Annotated in this window: 16 protein-coding genes and 1 riboswitch; of the genes, 1 reads left to right on the top strand and 15 read right to left on the bottom strand. The window is 68.6% G+C overall.

Features of this window, described 5'->3' with window-relative positions; genetic code table 11:
- Positions 1 to 124: 124 nt before the first annotated feature.
- Complete coding sequence (locus TY25_RS26380) at positions 125 to 1630, top strand: endoglycoceramidase I (protein WP_042260331.1); 1506 nt, start codon at positions 125 to 127, stop codon at positions 1628 to 1630.
- A gap of 14 nt (positions 1631 to 1644) precedes the next feature.
- Here the strand turns inward: TY25_RS26380 and TY25_RS26375 are convergent, their stop codons facing one another.
- From TY25_RS26375 to TY25_RS26305, 15 genes are all read right to left on the bottom strand, one after another.
- Positions 1645 to 2481 (bottom strand): siderophore-interacting protein, encoded by an 837-nt coding sequence (locus tag TY25_RS26375; RefSeq protein WP_042260328.1) that lies wholly within the window; start codon positions 2479 to 2481, stop codon positions 1645 to 1647.
- A gap of 37 nt (positions 2482 to 2518) precedes the next feature.
- Entirely contained in the window at positions 2519 to 3514 is a 996-nt protein-coding gene (locus tag TY25_RS26370; RefSeq protein WP_042260326.1) for a Fe2+-enterobactin ABC transporter substrate-binding protein, read from the bottom strand.
- A 48-nt stretch (positions 3515 to 3562) separates the two neighbouring features.
- Positions 3563 to 4411 carry an ABC transporter ATP-binding protein gene (locus TY25_RS26365; RefSeq protein ID WP_014985890.1) on the bottom strand — a complete coding sequence of 283 codons (849 nt, stop codon included), beginning with the start codon at positions 4409 to 4411 and terminating at the stop codon, positions 3563 to 3565.
- Positions 4412 to 4440: 29 nt separating this feature from the next.
- Positions 4441 to 5463 (bottom strand): FecCD family ABC transporter permease, encoded by a 1023-nt coding sequence (locus TY25_RS26360; RefSeq protein WP_042260358.1) that lies wholly within the window; start codon positions 5461 to 5463, stop codon positions 4441 to 4443.
- Positions 5464 to 5489: 26 nt separating this feature from the next.
- The gene (locus TY25_RS26355; RefSeq protein ID WP_042260324.1) at positions 5490 to 6500 is read right to left on the bottom strand and encodes a FecCD family ABC transporter permease; all 1011 of its coding nucleotides are present in this window, start codon (positions 6498 to 6500) and stop codon (positions 5490 to 5492) included.
- A gap of 107 nt (positions 6501 to 6607) precedes the next feature.
- Entirely contained in the window at positions 6608 to 7564 is a 957-nt protein-coding gene (locus tag TY25_RS26350; RefSeq protein WP_042260322.1) for an alpha/beta fold hydrolase, read from the bottom strand.
- Between the two features lie 231 nt (positions 7565 to 7795).
- Complete coding sequence (locus TY25_RS26345) at positions 7796 to 8608, bottom strand: MBL fold metallo-hydrolase (RefSeq protein WP_042260320.1); 813 nt, start codon at positions 8606 to 8608, stop codon at positions 7796 to 7798.
- A gap of 126 nt (positions 8609 to 8734) precedes the next feature.
- Positions 8735 to 10177 (bottom strand): MFS transporter, encoded by a 1443-nt coding sequence (locus tag TY25_RS26340; protein ID WP_042260318.1) that lies wholly within the window; start codon positions 10175 to 10177, stop codon positions 8735 to 8737.
- Positions 10174 to 10893, bottom strand: coding sequence for a tRNA-dependent cyclodipeptide synthase (locus tag TY25_RS26335; RefSeq protein ID WP_042260316.1), 720 nt, complete (start codon positions 10891 to 10893; stop codon positions 10174 to 10176). Before TY25_RS26335 ends, TY25_RS26340 begins: the two co-directional genes overlap by 4 nt.
- Positions 10894 to 10895: 2 nt before the next feature.
- The gene (locus TY25_RS26330) at positions 10896 to 11669 is read right to left on the bottom strand and encodes a 2OG-Fe(II) oxygenase (protein ID WP_042260314.1); all 774 of its coding nucleotides are present in this window, start codon (positions 11667 to 11669) and stop codon (positions 10896 to 10898) included.
- 153 nt (positions 11670 to 11822) lie between these two features.
- A riboswitch (SAM riboswitch) is annotated at positions 11823 to 11941 on the bottom strand.
- An 82-nt stretch (positions 11942 to 12023) separates the two neighbouring features.
- Positions 12024 to 12794, bottom strand: coding sequence for a phytanoyl-CoA dioxygenase family protein (locus TY25_RS26325; RefSeq protein ID WP_042260313.1), 771 nt, complete (start codon positions 12792 to 12794; stop codon positions 12024 to 12026).
- Positions 12795 to 12887: 93 nt separating this feature from the next.
- Complete coding sequence (locus TY25_RS26320) at positions 12888 to 13316, bottom strand: TetR family transcriptional regulator C-terminal domain-containing protein (protein WP_146153943.1); 429 nt, start codon at positions 13314 to 13316, stop codon at positions 12888 to 12890.
- An 828-nt stretch (positions 13317 to 14144) separates the two neighbouring features.
- A complete protein-coding gene (locus tag TY25_RS26315; protein WP_042260310.1) occupies positions 14145 to 14333 on the bottom strand; it encodes a hypothetical protein in 189 nt (62 codons plus the stop codon).
- 47 nt (positions 14334 to 14380) lie between these two features.
- Positions 14381 to 15319, bottom strand: a complete 939-nt coding sequence (locus TY25_RS26310; protein ID WP_146153942.1) for a hypothetical protein — start codon at positions 15317 to 15319, stop codon at positions 14381 to 14383.
- A gap of 77 nt (positions 15320 to 15396) precedes the next feature.
- A complete protein-coding gene (locus TY25_RS26305) occupies positions 15397 to 16176 on the bottom strand; it encodes a bestrophin-like domain (RefSeq protein WP_042260303.1) in 780 nt (259 codons plus the stop codon).
- Between the last annotated feature and the right edge of the window lie 182 nt (positions 16177 to 16358).

Raw genomic sequence — 16358 nt, 5'->3', positions numbered from 1 at the left:
TATCGGTTAGGCAAGCCTTACCTGGATCGAGGACCTGAGCGGCCCGTTCCCCAGCGCGCAACTGGGGAAATCGCCACTAGGACCAGTCGAACTGGACATGTGACCATCAAGCATGCGCACAGCGATGACACGGACACTGGCCACGGCACGAACGCACGGCCGACGATGGGTGGCCGGTGCCGCCGTCGCGATGATCGGATGTTCGACGTTGGTCGGCTTGCCCGCGCAAGCCGCGCCGACCCCGGATGCACCGGCGCTCAGCCGGATTCAAGCCCAAGGCGCCTACCTCGTCGACGCGCAGGGCCGAAAAGTGCTGCTGCACGGCGTCAACAACGTCGACAAGGACGCGCCGTACGTCGAGCCGGGCGACGGTTTCACCGTGACCGACGAAGACGCCGCCCTGCTAGCCCGCCACGGGTTCAACACGGTGCGGCTCGGCGTGAACTTCGCCGGGCTGATGCCCACCCGCGGCGTGGTCGACACCGCTTATCTCGACCGTGTTGCGAAAGTTGTCGATACCCTTGCGGCACAAGGCATATACACCTTGCTCGACAACCATCAGGACGGACTGTCGAAGATCTGGGGCGGCAATGGTTTCCCGGAGTGGTCGCTGCGCGCCCGCCCGGGCAAGCTGGAACCGAATCCCGGCTTCCCGCTGTACTACCTGATGCCGAGCATGAACCGCGGCTGGGACGAGGTGTGGGACAACAGCAATGGCGTGCTGGACCAGCTCGGCACGGCGCTCGCCGCGTTGGCGGAGAAGGTCAAGGGCCGCACCGGCGTGCTCGGCCTCGAACTGCTGAACGAACCGTGGCCCGGCTCGGCCTTCCTGAGTTGCTTCCCGGACGGCTGCCCCCGCTTCGACACCAAATACCAAGCGGCAATGCAGAAGCTGACCGACGCGGTACGGGCCCGCAATCCCGACCTGCCTATTTTCTGGGAACCGAACGTGACCTGGAACGAGACGATGCCCTCGCATCTGGGCAAGAATCCGCCGATCACGTCACCCGATATCGTGTTCGCGCCGCACGATTACTGCATTCCGAGCCAGCTGGCGATCTATCTCGGGCTACCCGAGGAATTGCGCGGGGTGTGCCCGGTGCAGCAGGACAAGACCTGGGGCAATATCGACTCCTTCGCCCGGCGCACCGGAATCCCCACGCTGGTCACCGAATTCGGCGACGGGGATGCGACGGTGCTGCGCAACACGCTCACCCGGGCCGACGAGCGATTCATCGGCTGGCACTACTGGCACTACGCGTCCCGCTTCGGGCAGGGCGGTCCGAAACCCGACCCGTTCCTCGGCGAGATCGGACGCGACCTGGTGCGCACCTATCCCCGCGCGACCGCGGGCACCCCGGAACGCCCGCAATTCGACCCTGCCACCGGAGATTTCGTCTACCGGTACACGCCGCAGGCGCTGTCCGCGCCCACCGAGATCTACGTCTCCGATCTGCACTATCCGAACGGCTACGAGGTCCGCGTCGACGGCGGGAAAGTCACCTCGGCGGCCGGCGCCCGAGTCGTCACCGTCGAAGCGACCGGCTCGGCCCCGGTCACGGTGCAGATCCATCGGCCGGGATCGAAGGGGGCCACCGTACCGGCCGGACCGATCAGCGGCACGCGCTGACCGGTCCTGGCCGGTCACTCCTCCCGGTCGAAGTCCGCGACACCGCGCTTCCAGTACCCGGCGATCAGGAAATCTTTCGGGCCGACGCCGAGTTCGGTACGCACCCAGCGGCGGATCGGGCGCAGACAGCCCGCCTCCGCCGCCACCCACACGTAGATGCGTTGTCCGGCAGGCGGTTCCACGGTGCGGATCGCCCGCTCCAGTGCGTCGCTCTGCCCGGGTGCCGCCGCACCGCGATGCACCCACCGCACCCGCATCCCGGGCGGGGCCGTCAGCGGGAGCTCCGCATCGGCCCCGCCCACTTCGATGAACGCCCAACCGGACGCGTCGTCCGGCAGCCATTCGAGCCAGCGAGCGATGGCGGGCAACGCGGTGATGTCTCCGGCGAACAGGTACCGGTCGTAGTTCGCCGGCACCACCACGCCACCCGGCGGGCCCGCGAGATGGATGCGGGCGCCCGGCCGCACCGTTTCCGCCCAGGCCGAGGCGAGGCCGCCGGGATGGATCGCGAAATCGATGTCCAGCTCACCGTTCTCGGCGTCGTAGCGGCGCACCGTGTACTCCCGCGATACCGGTCGCGGATTGCCCCACTCCAGGGACAACCCGTCCCGGCGCGGCAGGTGCAACTCCCCCGCCGCGTCCGGAAAGATCAGGCGCACATGCTCATCCGGCACATAGCTGTGGAACCCGGCCAGTTCCGGGCCGCCGAAGGTGATCCGCACCAGGCCGGAACCGACCGGCGCCCAGCGCAATACCTCGATCTCGCGCAAGCCGATCGGATAGCCCACCTTCGCGCCGTGCAACCCGGCCGATACCTCCGCGATGCGTTCGGCGTATGCGGCCCGATCCATCAGTCGTCCTCCTTGCCGGACAACGGTCCCGCGCAGGTCACTTGAAGCGCGCCTCGAGCAAGTCGAGAGTGTTCATGGCGTTGCGGTAGTCCGGGCGCTGGCTGGTCGGCGGCAGCTCGTAGACCTGGCCCGACTGGAACGCGGGCAGCTTGGCCATCAGCGGATCCTGCTTCAACTGTTCGACCGTGCGACCGCCGTCGAGCTGCACCACGATCACCGCGGGCGCGTCGACCACCGTGGTCAGCAGTTCCTGGCTGAACGCGACCCAGTCCGCGGCCGCGGCCCGGGTCGGGTTGCCCGCCTTGGCTTCCACCTGGTTGTCGATGGTGAAACCGACGTCGGTGAGCAGCGTGGCCAGCGGCGTGCCGGGGGCGATCACCGACGGCTTCAGATCCTTGCGCGACTGGAAAACGGCGACCGCGCCCTGCGGCGGCTTGATCGCGGACCTGACCTTCGCGACCCGGTCCCGGTACGCGGTGATCAGCGCGTCCACCTTGTCGGCCCGGCCGATGGTCTCGGCCACCACCTTCAACTGGTCCTGCCAGTTGTTGAGGGTGGTCGGCACCAGCACGGTCGGGGCGATGGCGGAGAGCTGGTCGTAGGCCTGCAACGACTGCTGGCCCGGATATCCCTGGCCGCCGCCGATGATCAGATCCGGCTGCTGGGCCGCGATGAATTCCAGGTTGATGTCGTCGCCCGACGGAAGCAGCGCGGTCCCTTGCTTTTTGGCGTCCGCGTCCCAGGCGGCCGGGAACTCGCCCGGCTGCAACGTGACGCCGAGGACCCGCGGATCGGCGGCCTTGACGTTGGCGCCGAGGTCGAAGAGGTAACCCGCGAGCGCGCCGTTGACGACCGCGATGCGCTGCGGTTCGGCAGGCACCGTCACCGCGCCGCGCTCGGTCTGCACCTGCCGGGTGGCGGACTTGTCCGCGGCGTCCGAACCGGAACTGCTACAACCGGCCACCGCGACCAGCGCGAGGATCAGTAGGGCGACGGCGGCGCGCAGGCGGGCCGTCATTCGGGACAGCGTCATGAATCGGTGTTCCTTCTTCTCTCGGTGGTGGGCAGGCTCATACGCGTCTCAGCCGACGCGGGCGGCATTCTCCGCCAGCGGAATGACCAGTGGCGCACCGGTTTCCGGGTCGTCGATGATCCGGCACCCGAGATCGAAGACCTCGCGCACCAATTCGGCGGTGACGATCTGCTTCGGCGGGCCGGCGGCGACCACCCGGCCGTCCTTCATCGCGATGAGATGGCCCGCGTAGCGGAAAGCGTGGTTCAGGTCGTGCAGGACGGCGACCACGGTGCGGCCGGAGTCGCGGTGCAGCGCCCGGCACAGGTCGAGCAGGTGGATCTGGTGCGCGATATCGAGGTAGGTGGTCGGTTCGTCGAGCAGGATCACCGGGGTGTCCTGCGCGAGCACCATGGCGATCCACACGCGCTGGCGCTGCCCGCCGGACAGCTCGTCGACCGGGCGCGCCGACAGTTCGGTGACGCCCGTCGCGGCCATGGCCGCCGCCACCGCGTCCGCGTCGGCCTGTGACCACTGGCGCAGCAGCGACTGATGCGGGTACCGGCCGCGCGCGACCAGATCGGCCACCCGAATGCCGTCCGGCGCGAGGGAAGTCTGTGGCAGCAGGCCGATCCGGCGGGCCACCTCCTTCGCCGGATAGGTGGCGATGGACTTGCCGTCCAGCAGCACCGCGCCGGATTCCGGGGCGAGCAGGCGGGCCAGGGCACGCAGCAACGTGGACTTGCCGCACGCGTTCGGGCCGATCACGACGGTGAATTCACCGTCGGGCACGTCGACGGACAGCTGGTCGCTGATCGTGCGCCCGCGATAGCCCAGCCGTACCCGATCCGCCCGCAGCGCAGCCTGTTTCGCGGCGCCGACGCCCGATTCGACCGGGGCGCCGTTGTTTTCGCTCATCTTCGCTTCCTCAGTTCCTGCACCCGGCACTACGTCCGCCGTGCCTCGGTCACCAGCAGGTACGCCAGATACAGGCCGCCGATCGAGACGGTGACCACGCCGACGGGCAGCTGCGTCGGCGCGAACGCGCGCTGGGCGACCCAGTCCCCGGCGATCAGCAGCAGCGCGCCCATCGCCGCGGCCGGCGCGAGGGCGGTCGACGGGCTGCGCGCCAACCGGCGGCCCAATTGCGGTGCGGCGAGGGCGACGAACGCGATCGGCCCCGCGACGGCGGTGGCGACCGCGGTCAGCGCGACGCTCAACACGATCAGCAGCAGCCGCGTCCGCCCGACCCGGACGCCGAACGAACTCGCCAGATCGTCACCCAGTTCCAGCACGTGCAGCCGCGGCGCGGCCGGAATCACGAGCAGCGCGAGCACTCCCAGCAGGATGAGCGCCGGACCCACTTGCGGCCAGGACAATCCGTTCAGCGAACCCGCGCCCCAGGCCGTGGCCGACATCGCGGAATTCAGATCGGCGCGCAGGATGAGCCAGGTGTTCACCGAGGCCAGCATCGCGCTCACGCCGATACCGATGATGATCAACCGGAAGCCGGTGACGTTGTTGCGGAACGCGAGCAGCTGAATGACCAGGGCCGCCGCCAGACCACCGATCAGCGCGCCGAGGGCGGTCTGGAAGTGCCCACCGCCGACGGCGAGCAGTACCAGCAGCGCGCCGGTGTAGGCGCCGGTGTTGAAACCGACGATATCGGGGCTGCCCAGCGGGTTTCGGGTCACCGACTGCAGGATCGCGCCGCTGAGGCCCAGCGCCGCACCCAGGGCCAGCGCCAAGACCACACGGGGAAAACGCCACTGCCACACTACGAGCCGATCGAATCGGTTGTCCCCGACCAGCAAAGCCCGCAGCACCCGGTCCGGCGGGATCACGTAATCGCCGGTGCCGAGGGCGAGTACGGCCACGGCGCACGCGGCGAGCACCAGCACCACGCAGACCACGGTGGTGCGCACGCTGATTCGCGCGCCGAACCCGCGCGGGGCGCGCAGCACCACCATCGCGCGGCCGAAATCGATCGGCGCGCTCACGCGGCACTCACCCGGTCACGCCGGGCCAGCCAGATCAGCACCGGCGCACCGAGGAACGCGGTCACCAGACCGGCGGGCACCTCGTCGGGCCGAATGATGATGCGGCCGACCACATCCGAACCGAGCACCAGGATCGGTGCGAGCAGCAGCGAATAGGCGATGATCCAGCGCTGGTCGGGGCCGACGATCCAGCGCGCCACGTGCGGCACCGCCAGCCCGACGAAGGTGATCGGCCCCACCGCCGCGGTCGCCGTGCCGCACAGCAGCGTCAGCGCCACCGCGGTGAGCAGCCGGGAACGCCCGACGTGCACGCCGAGCGAACGGGCGAGGTCGTCGCCGAGCGCGAGGGCGTTGAGCGAGCGGGCCGCGACCACCGCGGCGAGCAGGCCGACGACGATGAACGGCGCCGCGCCCGCGATCACGTCGTAGCCGCGTCCGGTCAGCGAACCCGAATCCCACTGCCGCCACTCCTCGAAAGCCTTGGGGTTCAACAGGATCAGGCCCTTGGTCAGGCCGGAGAGCACCGCGGTCACCGCGACGCCGGCCAGGGTGAGCCGGATCGGATCCGAGCCCTGCCTGCCCGCGGTGCCCAGCCGGTACACCACCAGCGACACCAGGGCGGCCCCGGCGAAGCCGAACCACACGTACGCCGTGATCTGGGTGACGCCCAGGAACGCGACCGCGAGCGTGATCGCGAACGCCGCGCCCGCGTTGATGCCGAGCAGGCCGGGATCGGCCAGGGGGTTGCGGGTGAGTCCCTGCATCAGGCAGCCCGCGACGCCCAGCGCGAGCCCGGCGAGCAAGCCGAGCAGGGTGCGCGGCAGGCGATATTCGGTGACGATCAGGTGATCGGGCGAGCCGTCACCGCCCCAGAGCGCGGCCCAGACCTCCCCCAGCGGAATCGCTTTCGTGCCCACGATCAGGCTCAGCAGGCACGCGGCAGCCAGCACCGCCGCCGCCAACAACCACCCTGACCAGCGCAGGGGCTGGTTGCTCGGCAGGTCCATCGGGTTCTATCTCCAGTGCGGTCGGGCGGCAATCAATGCAGCTTAGCCTTACCTACCTCCCCGAATGGAAATTGTCCGAATGAGACCTTCGCAACGCGGTCGCTCCGCTACGCGGCGAGGGTGAGGTGCGCGCCCCGGATCCGGCCGGTCCCGCCCGCCCGGGTCAGCAGGCGTTCGAGCGCCTCGGCGACCTGATTCGGCTGCTCGAGAATCACCGAGTGCCCGGCACCCTCGACCAGCACCAGATCCGCATACTCGACGGCCGCGGCCATCGCCACGGAATGCGCGGGCGGGGTCATCAAATCGGCGGTGCCGCACAGCACCAGGGTGGGGATCTTCGAGAGCAGGGCGAGCGCGTCGGTCTGGTCGTAGACCATGAAGGCGCTCAGGAAACTCGCCATCGTCACGATCGGCGTCTGGTTGTGCATCGCGTTCGCCAGCGCGAGCACCCGCGGGCTCACCTGGCGATCGCCGAACTCGGCGGCCCGGATCACCGGCGCGAACACCTTGCAGGCCACCAACTTCGCGCGCTGCATCAGCCGGGGCGCCCGTCGCACCGCGGCCTGGAAGACCGAGATCACCGGATTGCGCAGCAGGCGGCCGAAACCCGCGTCGGCGAGCCCGCTGGCCGCGGTCGCGACGAGCGCGACCCCCGCGACGCGGGTGCCGAGCACGTGCGGACGCCGGCTGAGGTAGGTCAGGACGGTCATGCCGCCCATCGAGTGACCGACCAGGACGACCGGGCCGTACGGCGCCACCACGTCGAGCACCCGGCTCAGATCATGGGCGAGCTGCTCGAGCCGGTAGGTCTGCCGGGGCGCGACCGCGGAGTCGCCGTGGCCACGATGGTCGTAGCAGACCACCCGGACGCCGGCGTACCGGCGCAGCAGCGCGTCGCGCACATCGGTCCACGACTCCGAGCGCAGGCAATGCCCGTGCACCAGCACCACGGTGAGGTCCGCCTGCCGCGGCCCGTACTCGTGCACCGCAAGGGCCACACCGTCTTCGGCCAGCACCGTGGCACGCCGCGCGGCCGGGACGGCGAAGGTGCTCGAGGTGCGCATCGGTCCCTCCGATTCGAGTAGGTGGTGACACGTCCTACTCTCCGCCGCGCCCGCCCCGCGCAGCAGCACCCCGAGTACTGGGGTCCGTTCCCCAAGGTGGCGCAGACCCCCACCCAGGGTGCGGTTCAGGCACGCGGTTGCGGACCAGCAGCGCCCTTCGGCTCCGGGCAGAAACAAGCCCGCCGCCCTTCTCGAGTGCGAGGGGCGGCGGGCGGTGGTAGGTGTTCGGGATCAGGTCAGGTGGTCGTGGTCGCCGCGGACCCAGGACACGTAGCGTGCGGCGGAGGTGCGGATGGTGGCGCGGGCGTCGGTGTCGAGCGTTTTGCCGAAGTTGTCGTAGAGACGGGTGAACTCGAACTCCTCGACGACCTTGGTGACGCGCTCTACCACGTTGGGCGACAAAGGAATCCGGTTCGGATAGCTGCGCATGAACGCGACCGACTTGCGGTCCGGGTTGGCCTGGATGGTGTCGGCGCTGAACAGCACGCCTTGCCCGCCCGCGCCGGCCGCCCAGTGCGCGACCGCGCTGCCCGGGAAATGGCCGCCGAGCTGGCGCAGGGTGAGGCCGGGCAGCACTTCCAGCCGCCCGGACCAGGGACGGATCACCGGGTCCGGGCGCGCGATCCATTCCAGATCGGCCTCCGCGACGAACACCGGCACCCCGCCGAGTGCCCGGCTCCATTCCACCTGCACGCCGTAATGGTGCGGGTGCGACGGCACAATGGCGACGACTTCGCCGAGTTCCCGGACCCGGCGCACCGCATCCTCGTCGACGTAACCGGTCACGTCCCACAGCAGGTTGCCCGCGGGCGTGCGCACCAGGTGCGCTTCCTGGCCGATGCCGACCTGGGGCTCGGCCGTCAAACCGAAGAGGTCCGGTTCGAGTTCACGCATCGCCACCCTGTGCCCAGCCGCGGCCAGTTCCGCCAAGGTGATCCACCGCTGGCCGTCGGCGGGCATCCACTGCCGCTCGTCGGCACAGATGCGGCAGAGCTGCGCCGCGGCGTCGTGCTCCACCGCGCAGGTCTGACAGATCTTCCACATATCACCCTCGCTATCCGGTACACCCACCCCTGTTTCTACACAGCGGACGAATTCCGTGCAGCGAGTTACGTGATTGCGCGGCCGGTTCGGGTACGGCAGTGCTCGCCTGCGGCACCCGAATCCGCCTTACACAGTGCTCGCCTCGACCGGAACGGGCTCCGACGACGCGGCAGGTTCCGGCTGCGCCGGTGTCTCGGTGCGCCCACGGGCCAGGATCAACACCACGATCGCCGCGACCACGCTGGTGGTCGCGATCAACGCGGCCACCCGCCCGGTCGCGTCGCCGACCGCACCCGACAGGTCCAGGTCGACGCTGCCGAAGGCCACGGTGGCCACTGCCGCGCCGATCGCGCCGCCCAGGTTGTGGAACGTCCACGAGGCGCCGACCGCGAACCCGGTGCGGGTCGGTTCGACCGACGAGATCGCGAGCACGGTCGCCGGACCGAGCACCAGCGCCCAGCCCGCGCCGAACAACACCAGCGCGACCAAGAGCAGTGCCAACCCATCGCCGAACGCCGCCACGGCGATACCGAGCCCCGCCAGGGCCAGCAGCCCGAAACCCCACGGCAGCAACGCAGGTGGGCCGAAGCGATCGACGAACCGGCCCGCGACCGGGGACGAGAGCGCCAGCGTCCCACTGACCAGCAGCAGCAGGAAGCCCGCCTGCCGCACATCGAAATCCCGGCCCTGGGTGAGATAGGTCGGGATCACCAGCAGCGCGGACGCGTAGAACAGACCCAGCGCGAAATCCGAGACGATCGCGGCGACGAATCGGCGCTTGCCGAACAAGGCGGGGTCGATCAGCGGATTCGCCGCGCGGCGTGCCACGAGGATCCCGCCGGCGATCGCGACGACGAGCACGACGGCCGCGGCGATCACCCACGGCGACGAGAACCCGCGCAGGTCGCCGAGCACGAAGATGCCGACCGCAGAGACGACGGCGAAGGCGACCGCCACCTGACCCGGCCAGTCGGTGCCGCCGGTCTTGTCCGGCACGCTCGGCGGCACCGCGAAGGCGATGGCGGCGAGTGCGGCCAGGCCCAGCGGCAAGTTGATCCAGAAGATCGATTGCCAGCCCAGGCTCGGCACCAGCAGTCCGCCGAGCACCGGCCCGATGGCCAGGCCGAGCCCGTTCACCGAGTACAGCCAGCCGATCGCCTTACCCCGATCCCCTTGCGGGAAAAGCGATTCCACCAGCGTCGAGGTGCTCGTGTACAGCACCGCGCAGGCCGCGCCCTGGACGAAGCGCGCGACGATCAGGGCACCGATCGACCACGCCGCGGCCGCGCCCACCGACGCGACCACGAACAGCGCGAGCCCGAACAGCAGCACCCGCCGCCGCCCGAACCGGTCGGCGATACGGCCCGCCGTCACCATGAACATCGACAGCGCCATCAGGAAAACGCCCAGCGTCAGTTCGGTATTCGACGGACCCGCGTGCAGATCGTCACCGATGGCGGGCAACGCGGTGGTGACGATCGTCAGGTCGATGCAGCCGAGGAACGACGCCACCGCGAGTCCGCCGAACCCCACGACCCGGCGCCGCGCGGGAATCTCGGCGGTCGTCACTGCTCCCCTGCCGCGCCGTGCAACGCCGACTTCCGCTTCTTGAAACGCAAAGGGAGCCAAGCGACCCGGTCCGGATGCTCCGGCACGACGAACAGTTCGCGGGTACGCCCCATCGCCGCCGAGATGCGTTGCGGGTAGATCACGAAATCGAAGCCCTCGTGCGCCCACAGCGGCATGATGATCGGGCATTCCTCCAAAAGGTAAGCGCGGCAGGCTTTCCGGACCGACTCCTGATCGACGTCGGGTTCCCGGCTGAGCCTGCGCTCGATAAAGCGGTCGATGGTGCTGTCGACCGCGTGCCGGTATGGTTCGTCGGTCTCGTAGGCGTGCTCGACGGCGTCGTACAGGTCACCGTAGCGTGGATGCGACAGCGCGAAGTCCCAGCGCAGCACGTTGGTGGGGCAGTCGATCTGGTCCAGCAGGGTGCTGTTGCGGGCGATCCATTCGTCACCGGCGATGCGGGCCCGGGCATGCCGGTCGATATCGGTGCCGCCGCTGAGATTGTGCCGTTGCAGCGTGTCCGCGACCGCGATCGAGACCCGGCCGAAATTCGACCTGTTGATCAGATCGATGGTGGCCGCAAGCTTTTCGCCCTCGTGATAGTCGGCGCCGACGCTGACCAGCAGCACGGTGGAGCGGCCGTCGGTGGTGATGCCGTCGGACCGCAGATCGTAAGCGGCCTTGTGCGACGCGGAGAGCAGCGTGGTGGTGGTCATCGTCAGCTCCAAACCTTCAGCGCGGCAGCCGGATCGCTCACCCCGATGAACAGACCGATGGTGATGCGCGGGCGATCCTGCGACGGTGCGACCGCGTGCACGCGGCGCGGATCGATGAAGATCGCGTCGCCGACCCGCGGGGCGATGACCAGCGCGGGCGCACCGACCTGCGCCCGATCGATGCCGTACACCCGATCGCCGGAACGATCCCGATACTCGTGCTCGTCCGGGTAGTCGTCCCAGATCTCCAGTTCCCCGCCCTGCTCAGGCACGTCCAGGTAGACGTTCACCGACAACTGACGCGTGATCCGAACCGCGAAGTCCGCCGGCAGGTTTCGGCTCACGTTGTCGGTATGCGGCTCGAGATCGACCCCCTCGAGTTGATAGCGCGCGACACCGGCGAAGAAGGCTTGCCCGTCCTGGCGCAGCAGACTCGCACCGGTCGGCCAGATCTCGTCGAGCAGCAGCCGAAGATCGTCCGCGGGATACGAATACGGCGCGGCGATCTCCCGCAGGCGCTCGATATTGTCCCGCGCGTGCTCGAAATACTGCGCCCGGCCGCTGTCGGTGCTCGTCTCAGAGAAGGCGTGACCAATCCGGCGGAACTGCGGGTCGGTGGCCAGCGGGCCGTGGTCCTGCCTGCCCACGAACGCCTTTCGCAGATGTGCGCGCGCGTCCGGCCGGACGAACCCCGACAGCCGCACGGCGTGCACGTCTCCGTTCAACAGTGCGGTCAGGGACGCACGGTCGAATCCCTGCCTGGTGGTGTCCAACACGCGTTCTCCGAGAGATGGCGTGGCCGTAGTCATGTCGTTCCCCTCTGGTTGTCGCTCGGTGGACCGGGCACAGGCCCAGGCAGGAGAGGAGAGTTCGGCCAGTAGACATGGTTCGACCCCCAATTCTCTCGAGAGGGCCCCAGTTCTCGACGGAGCCCGCGCTTGCCCGGGCCGCGGTGAGCGGCTCGGCCTGGTCTTGACCCGGGGCACCCCGCCGCGGATGGAGGGTTGCCGGCCAGCTAGCCGGGGACTTGACGCTGGCACTCTTGACCTGGCTCAAGAATCCGGCACGGCAGAACCGTTGTCACGCTTTAGAATCGCGCTGAGTTTCAAGATCCCGAAGAGGGCCGCCCGTCAGGTATTCAGGCCCGCCCGGATCGCCCGCTCCACCGGGGAGTAGTCGCCGTCCGGCCGATCCAGCACGCACGGACCGCGCGAAAGCAGCGGCGGCTGTGCGAGAAAACGCGGCGTGTGACCCCGATGTCGTTGTGCGGCATGCACCAGGAACGGATGGCAGAGGTAGACGTCGCCTGCTCGGCCGGTGGCGGTGGTGACCGGCAGGTCGGCCGTGGCCCGTACGTAGTCGAATCGGGCGAGATCCGCGCCGGGCGCCCCGAACGGCGCCAGCAGTGGTGGTATACGCAGATGTGAACCGACCCGGATGCGGGTCGGTGCGTCCTGCTCCCCCACATCCGAGAACAGGAACAGCATCAGCAGCGCCCGGCCCCGCGACCACAGATTCACCCGCCAGGTCAGGTAGTCGGCAGGGTCGTCGCCGGGAAAACTGACATCGATATGCCAACCGTCGTCACCCGGCGCCCCGCCGACCGGAAACCGAATCGGGAACGTGCCGATACTGTTTCGCGGCAGCCACCGGCCGACCCCCACCAACTGGTCGAACGCCGCCGTCAGCGCGGGCGAATGCACCGCCGCCGCAAAAGGCGCATCACCACGATCCCCCACCCGCACCACCGGCTGCGTCCACGAACTCCGATCCTCCGGATCACACCCACTCAACCCCCACAGGATCTCCCGCCCCGCCGCAGCCACCTCCCCCGAAAACGCCCCCGCCACCTTCACGAACCCCTCAGCCACAAACGACTCGACCTGCCCACCGTCCAACATCCGAACCTCCCACCCCCACCCTCCCCCTGACGACAACCCCACGCCACCGAATTTCAGGCGGTCGATACGAAGAAGAGAACTGCGGCTGGCGGTTCAGGCCGATGCTGCGGTCCAGGTGTGGGTCCAGGTGCGGGCTATGCGGCGGGCTCGTTCCGGGGAGATGCGGGTGGGTTCGGTGATGGTGGCGATGGCCAGGCCGTCGAGTAGGGCGAGGAGTTCGGCTGCGGCGGCGGGGGATTCGGCGGCGCGGGCGACGAGCGCCAGCCACACCCGGGTCAGGCGGTCGTCAGGGGTGGGGCTGAGTAGCAGTTCGGTGAGGCCGAGCAACTGATCCGCGGGGGCGAGGTCGGCGACGCCGGACTGCCGGAACCGTTCGGCGGCCTGGGCGCGCACGTGATGCCACGCGGAGAGGAGCAGTTCGGTCTCTCGACCCTCTCGCTCCACCTCGAAGCGGACCCGTCTCAGTGCACCGTAACGCCTGCCGCCGTTCCAGCCGAGGAAAGCACTACCAATGGCTCTCATACGTACGTCCGACAGCAACACATAATCAAAGCTAGTGTTCTAATACGTTCTATGGTGGCGTGCTTCCACGGCCCGATACGCGCGCAGATCGGACCTCTTATGCATGTCCAGCGCACCCGCTGACACTGCCGGCCATCCTCGCGGCATGGACGTTCTGGTACCGCAAGCGTCGGCGAGCGAGGCAATCCGCAGTCCTCGCAACAGATTTCGAGATGAGCCGGTGAGCTAGGTTCTAGTGAGGCGGGCCATCAGCAGCTGCACCGCTTCTCGGGATTTGCACCTTTTCTGGGCGTCCGGAAGGGGTGTGAATCTTGAGAAGTGTTGCAGGTGTGTGGCTTTCGCGTGTCGACACGGGGCTAACTGTCGCTTGGTTTGCTTGCGTTCGGGGTTGTCGGCTGGCTGCCAAGTGTTACTTGCCCGGATTGGTGTGCCTGCCGCGGGAGTTACCGGGATAGCGCCGAGCACGTCGGGTGAGGTTCCCGGCTTTAGGCGCAGGCCAGGTGCGTAAAGGTGGGGTTCCGGCGTAGTCGCCTGGCTGTGGTGCTGTTTTCGAGAGTTCCTTGACGAGGTGTCAGCGGTTTCGGGTGGGTGACGTTGTGGCTCGGCGTGTTTCGCTGGGCGCGTCGCGGGGTCACAGACCTTCCATACCCTTCACAGCAGCTACAACCCCTGTGAACCGTAGGAAACCCCTGTGACCCCCCACCTATCTGTCGCTTGGTCCAGACCAACCGGTCCGCTCCCCAACCGCCCTCTCTTTCCCAAGCCGCTCGAGACGCCACCACAGCCAGATGACCACGCTGGAACCCGCCTCATACATCTGACGTGCACCTAGTGCCGAGCCGGCGTGGTCGTGGGGACCGTGCTCGCCGGCAACTGACCGACGACGGCGGTCAGCGGCGTGGAGACCGGGGGCAGCGGCTCCATCTGCTGGTCATCCCACCGCACGACGAACAACGCGACGAATACGAGCAGAAAGGCCGCACACCCACCGAGCAGGGGTCGGAGGTAGGCGCGCACAAGCGGACTATCGACGTCCGGGACGGCTACGTTACGCCACCGTAGGTTCAGGGTTTGCGCTTGCGCGTGGCAGCCGCCGACGAGGCGGACGACACCAGCACGATCACCACAAGGAAGGTGACCAGCTCGAGGGTGTCCCAGCCGAACGGATCGGGGATGATCTCGACCGGACTGTACGGAAGCGCGGCGACCGGGGTCGCCGGTGGCGGGGCCGGTACCGCCACCGGCGCGGCCACCGGAACCGGGGCAGGCACCCCAGGAACGCCCGGTACCAGCGACAGCGGGATGAGCAACGGCGGGAACGCCGGGATGGGTGGCGAGCCGGCCGGGATCGCGAGCAGACAACTCGTCGCCGCACTACCGCTGAGCAGGCCACCGACCACGCTGCCGCCGAGCGCCGAGCCGCTCGAGCCGAGCGCGGCACTGCCGAGACCGGTCACACTCGAACCCACGACGGCGCTACCGATCGCGGAACCGCTGGAACCCGGTCCGATCATGCCCGGCCCGATCAGCGCGGAGCCTGTCGCCAACCCGAGCACGGTCGCGCCGCTGCTCACCGTCGAGCTCCCCGCGCACGGCGCGGCGCTGCCCGCCTCCAGGCCCAGCAGAACGGGAGTCGCCAGTTCCGCCGGGTCGACCCCGATCTCGTCCCCGGCCTCGGCCACCGCCTCGAGATCGAGTGGCCGACCGACGGAAGGCGGCCTCGGCGGCTCGAGCGCCAGCTCGATTCCGGTTGCGGCACTTCCGGTTGCGGCGAACTGCGGGTCCGCGCTGCCGGTCTCGCCGAACTGCGGGTCCGCGCTGCGGGTCCCGGCCGTCCCTGAGTCCGGGCTCACACCATGTGGCGGGGCCGCGCCGCTCGTCGTGACCGATCCTTGCGCGACCCCCGCAGCACTACCCGTAGCTACCTCGCCGAGGACCGGCACCACATCCTCGGCAACAGCTGGCCCCGTGCACAGCACCGCCATCGACAGAAGTGCGCTCACTATGACGAAAGCCTTTGCAACACCTGGCATTCCAACGAAACGCCCACCCCGGGACGGGCGATCCGGCGGCGCACCGCTCATTGCTGCTCGGGCCCGCGTACGGTGCCCTCGTAGTGGGATTGGACGTAGGTGAAGGCATCCTGCGGAATCCTGATCGCCCCCGCGAACGGCCGCTCCAGGTCGTGGATGGCGAGCAGGACGCCGCCGATCACCAACCCGAGCAGCGCGGTCATCGCGATGCTGCGCCAGGTGACCTGCATGCCGGACAGCACCGGATTCAGCATCACCATGATGGCACCGAGAAGTAGTGTGATGTAAAGGAATTCGGGAATGCGGCGTTCCGCGTCGATCGCTCGGTCATGCCTGGCCTGGGTGACCCGATCGATGCCGGCGAGCGCGCGGGACCTGGCCTCGGTCACGGCCGGATCGGCCGAATGCAGCGACACCACATCGGCCCGCAGCGCGTTGAGCGTCTCGCCGGTGGCCGGACTCAGCCGGTTCTCGTTCTCCATCATCGGCCATTCCTGACCGATGACCTGATCGGTGTAGGCGCGCAACTGGGCCTCGAGCCTGCGCTGCTCCGGCTCCGGCATGGCCTTCGCCGCCCAGTAGGTGTCGACGAGCCCCTTCGACTCGGTGATGGTGTGGGCATAGGCGTTCTGATTCTGCTGCCAGCACGTCACGAAGACGAACGCGACGACCGCGGTGAAGAACGTCTTGGCCAGGTCGAGCGCGAGCGTGCTCGCGGATTCGTCGCTGACATGCCGCCACGTGTTCGGCCGCAACATATCGCCGACGACGAATATCGATACGGCAATGGTCGCGGCACCGATAGCGACGAGCAATTCCTGAGCCATCTCGCTTCACTTTCCCGGTCAGAGTCGGTGACAACCTAATTCCGAGCGTATGTTCGAGCGGCCGGATACTCACGGCACTGGCACCATAGCAAGAGCTAGGGTGGAACATTAGACCTGGCCAGGCGACCATATATCGCACCGTTACCGAACTGTTACCACAATGGCGGGCGTAGCGATTCGGC

The sequence above is a fragment of the Nocardia brasiliensis NBRC 14402 genome (genome assembly GCF_000308475.2).
Taxonomy (GTDB): Bacteria; Actinomycetota; Actinomycetes; order Mycobacteriales; family Mycobacteriaceae; genus Nocardia; species Nocardia brasiliensis.
The sequence above is the reverse complement of the archived record's forward strand: the minus strand, read 5'-3'. Positions and strand labels throughout refer to the sequence as shown.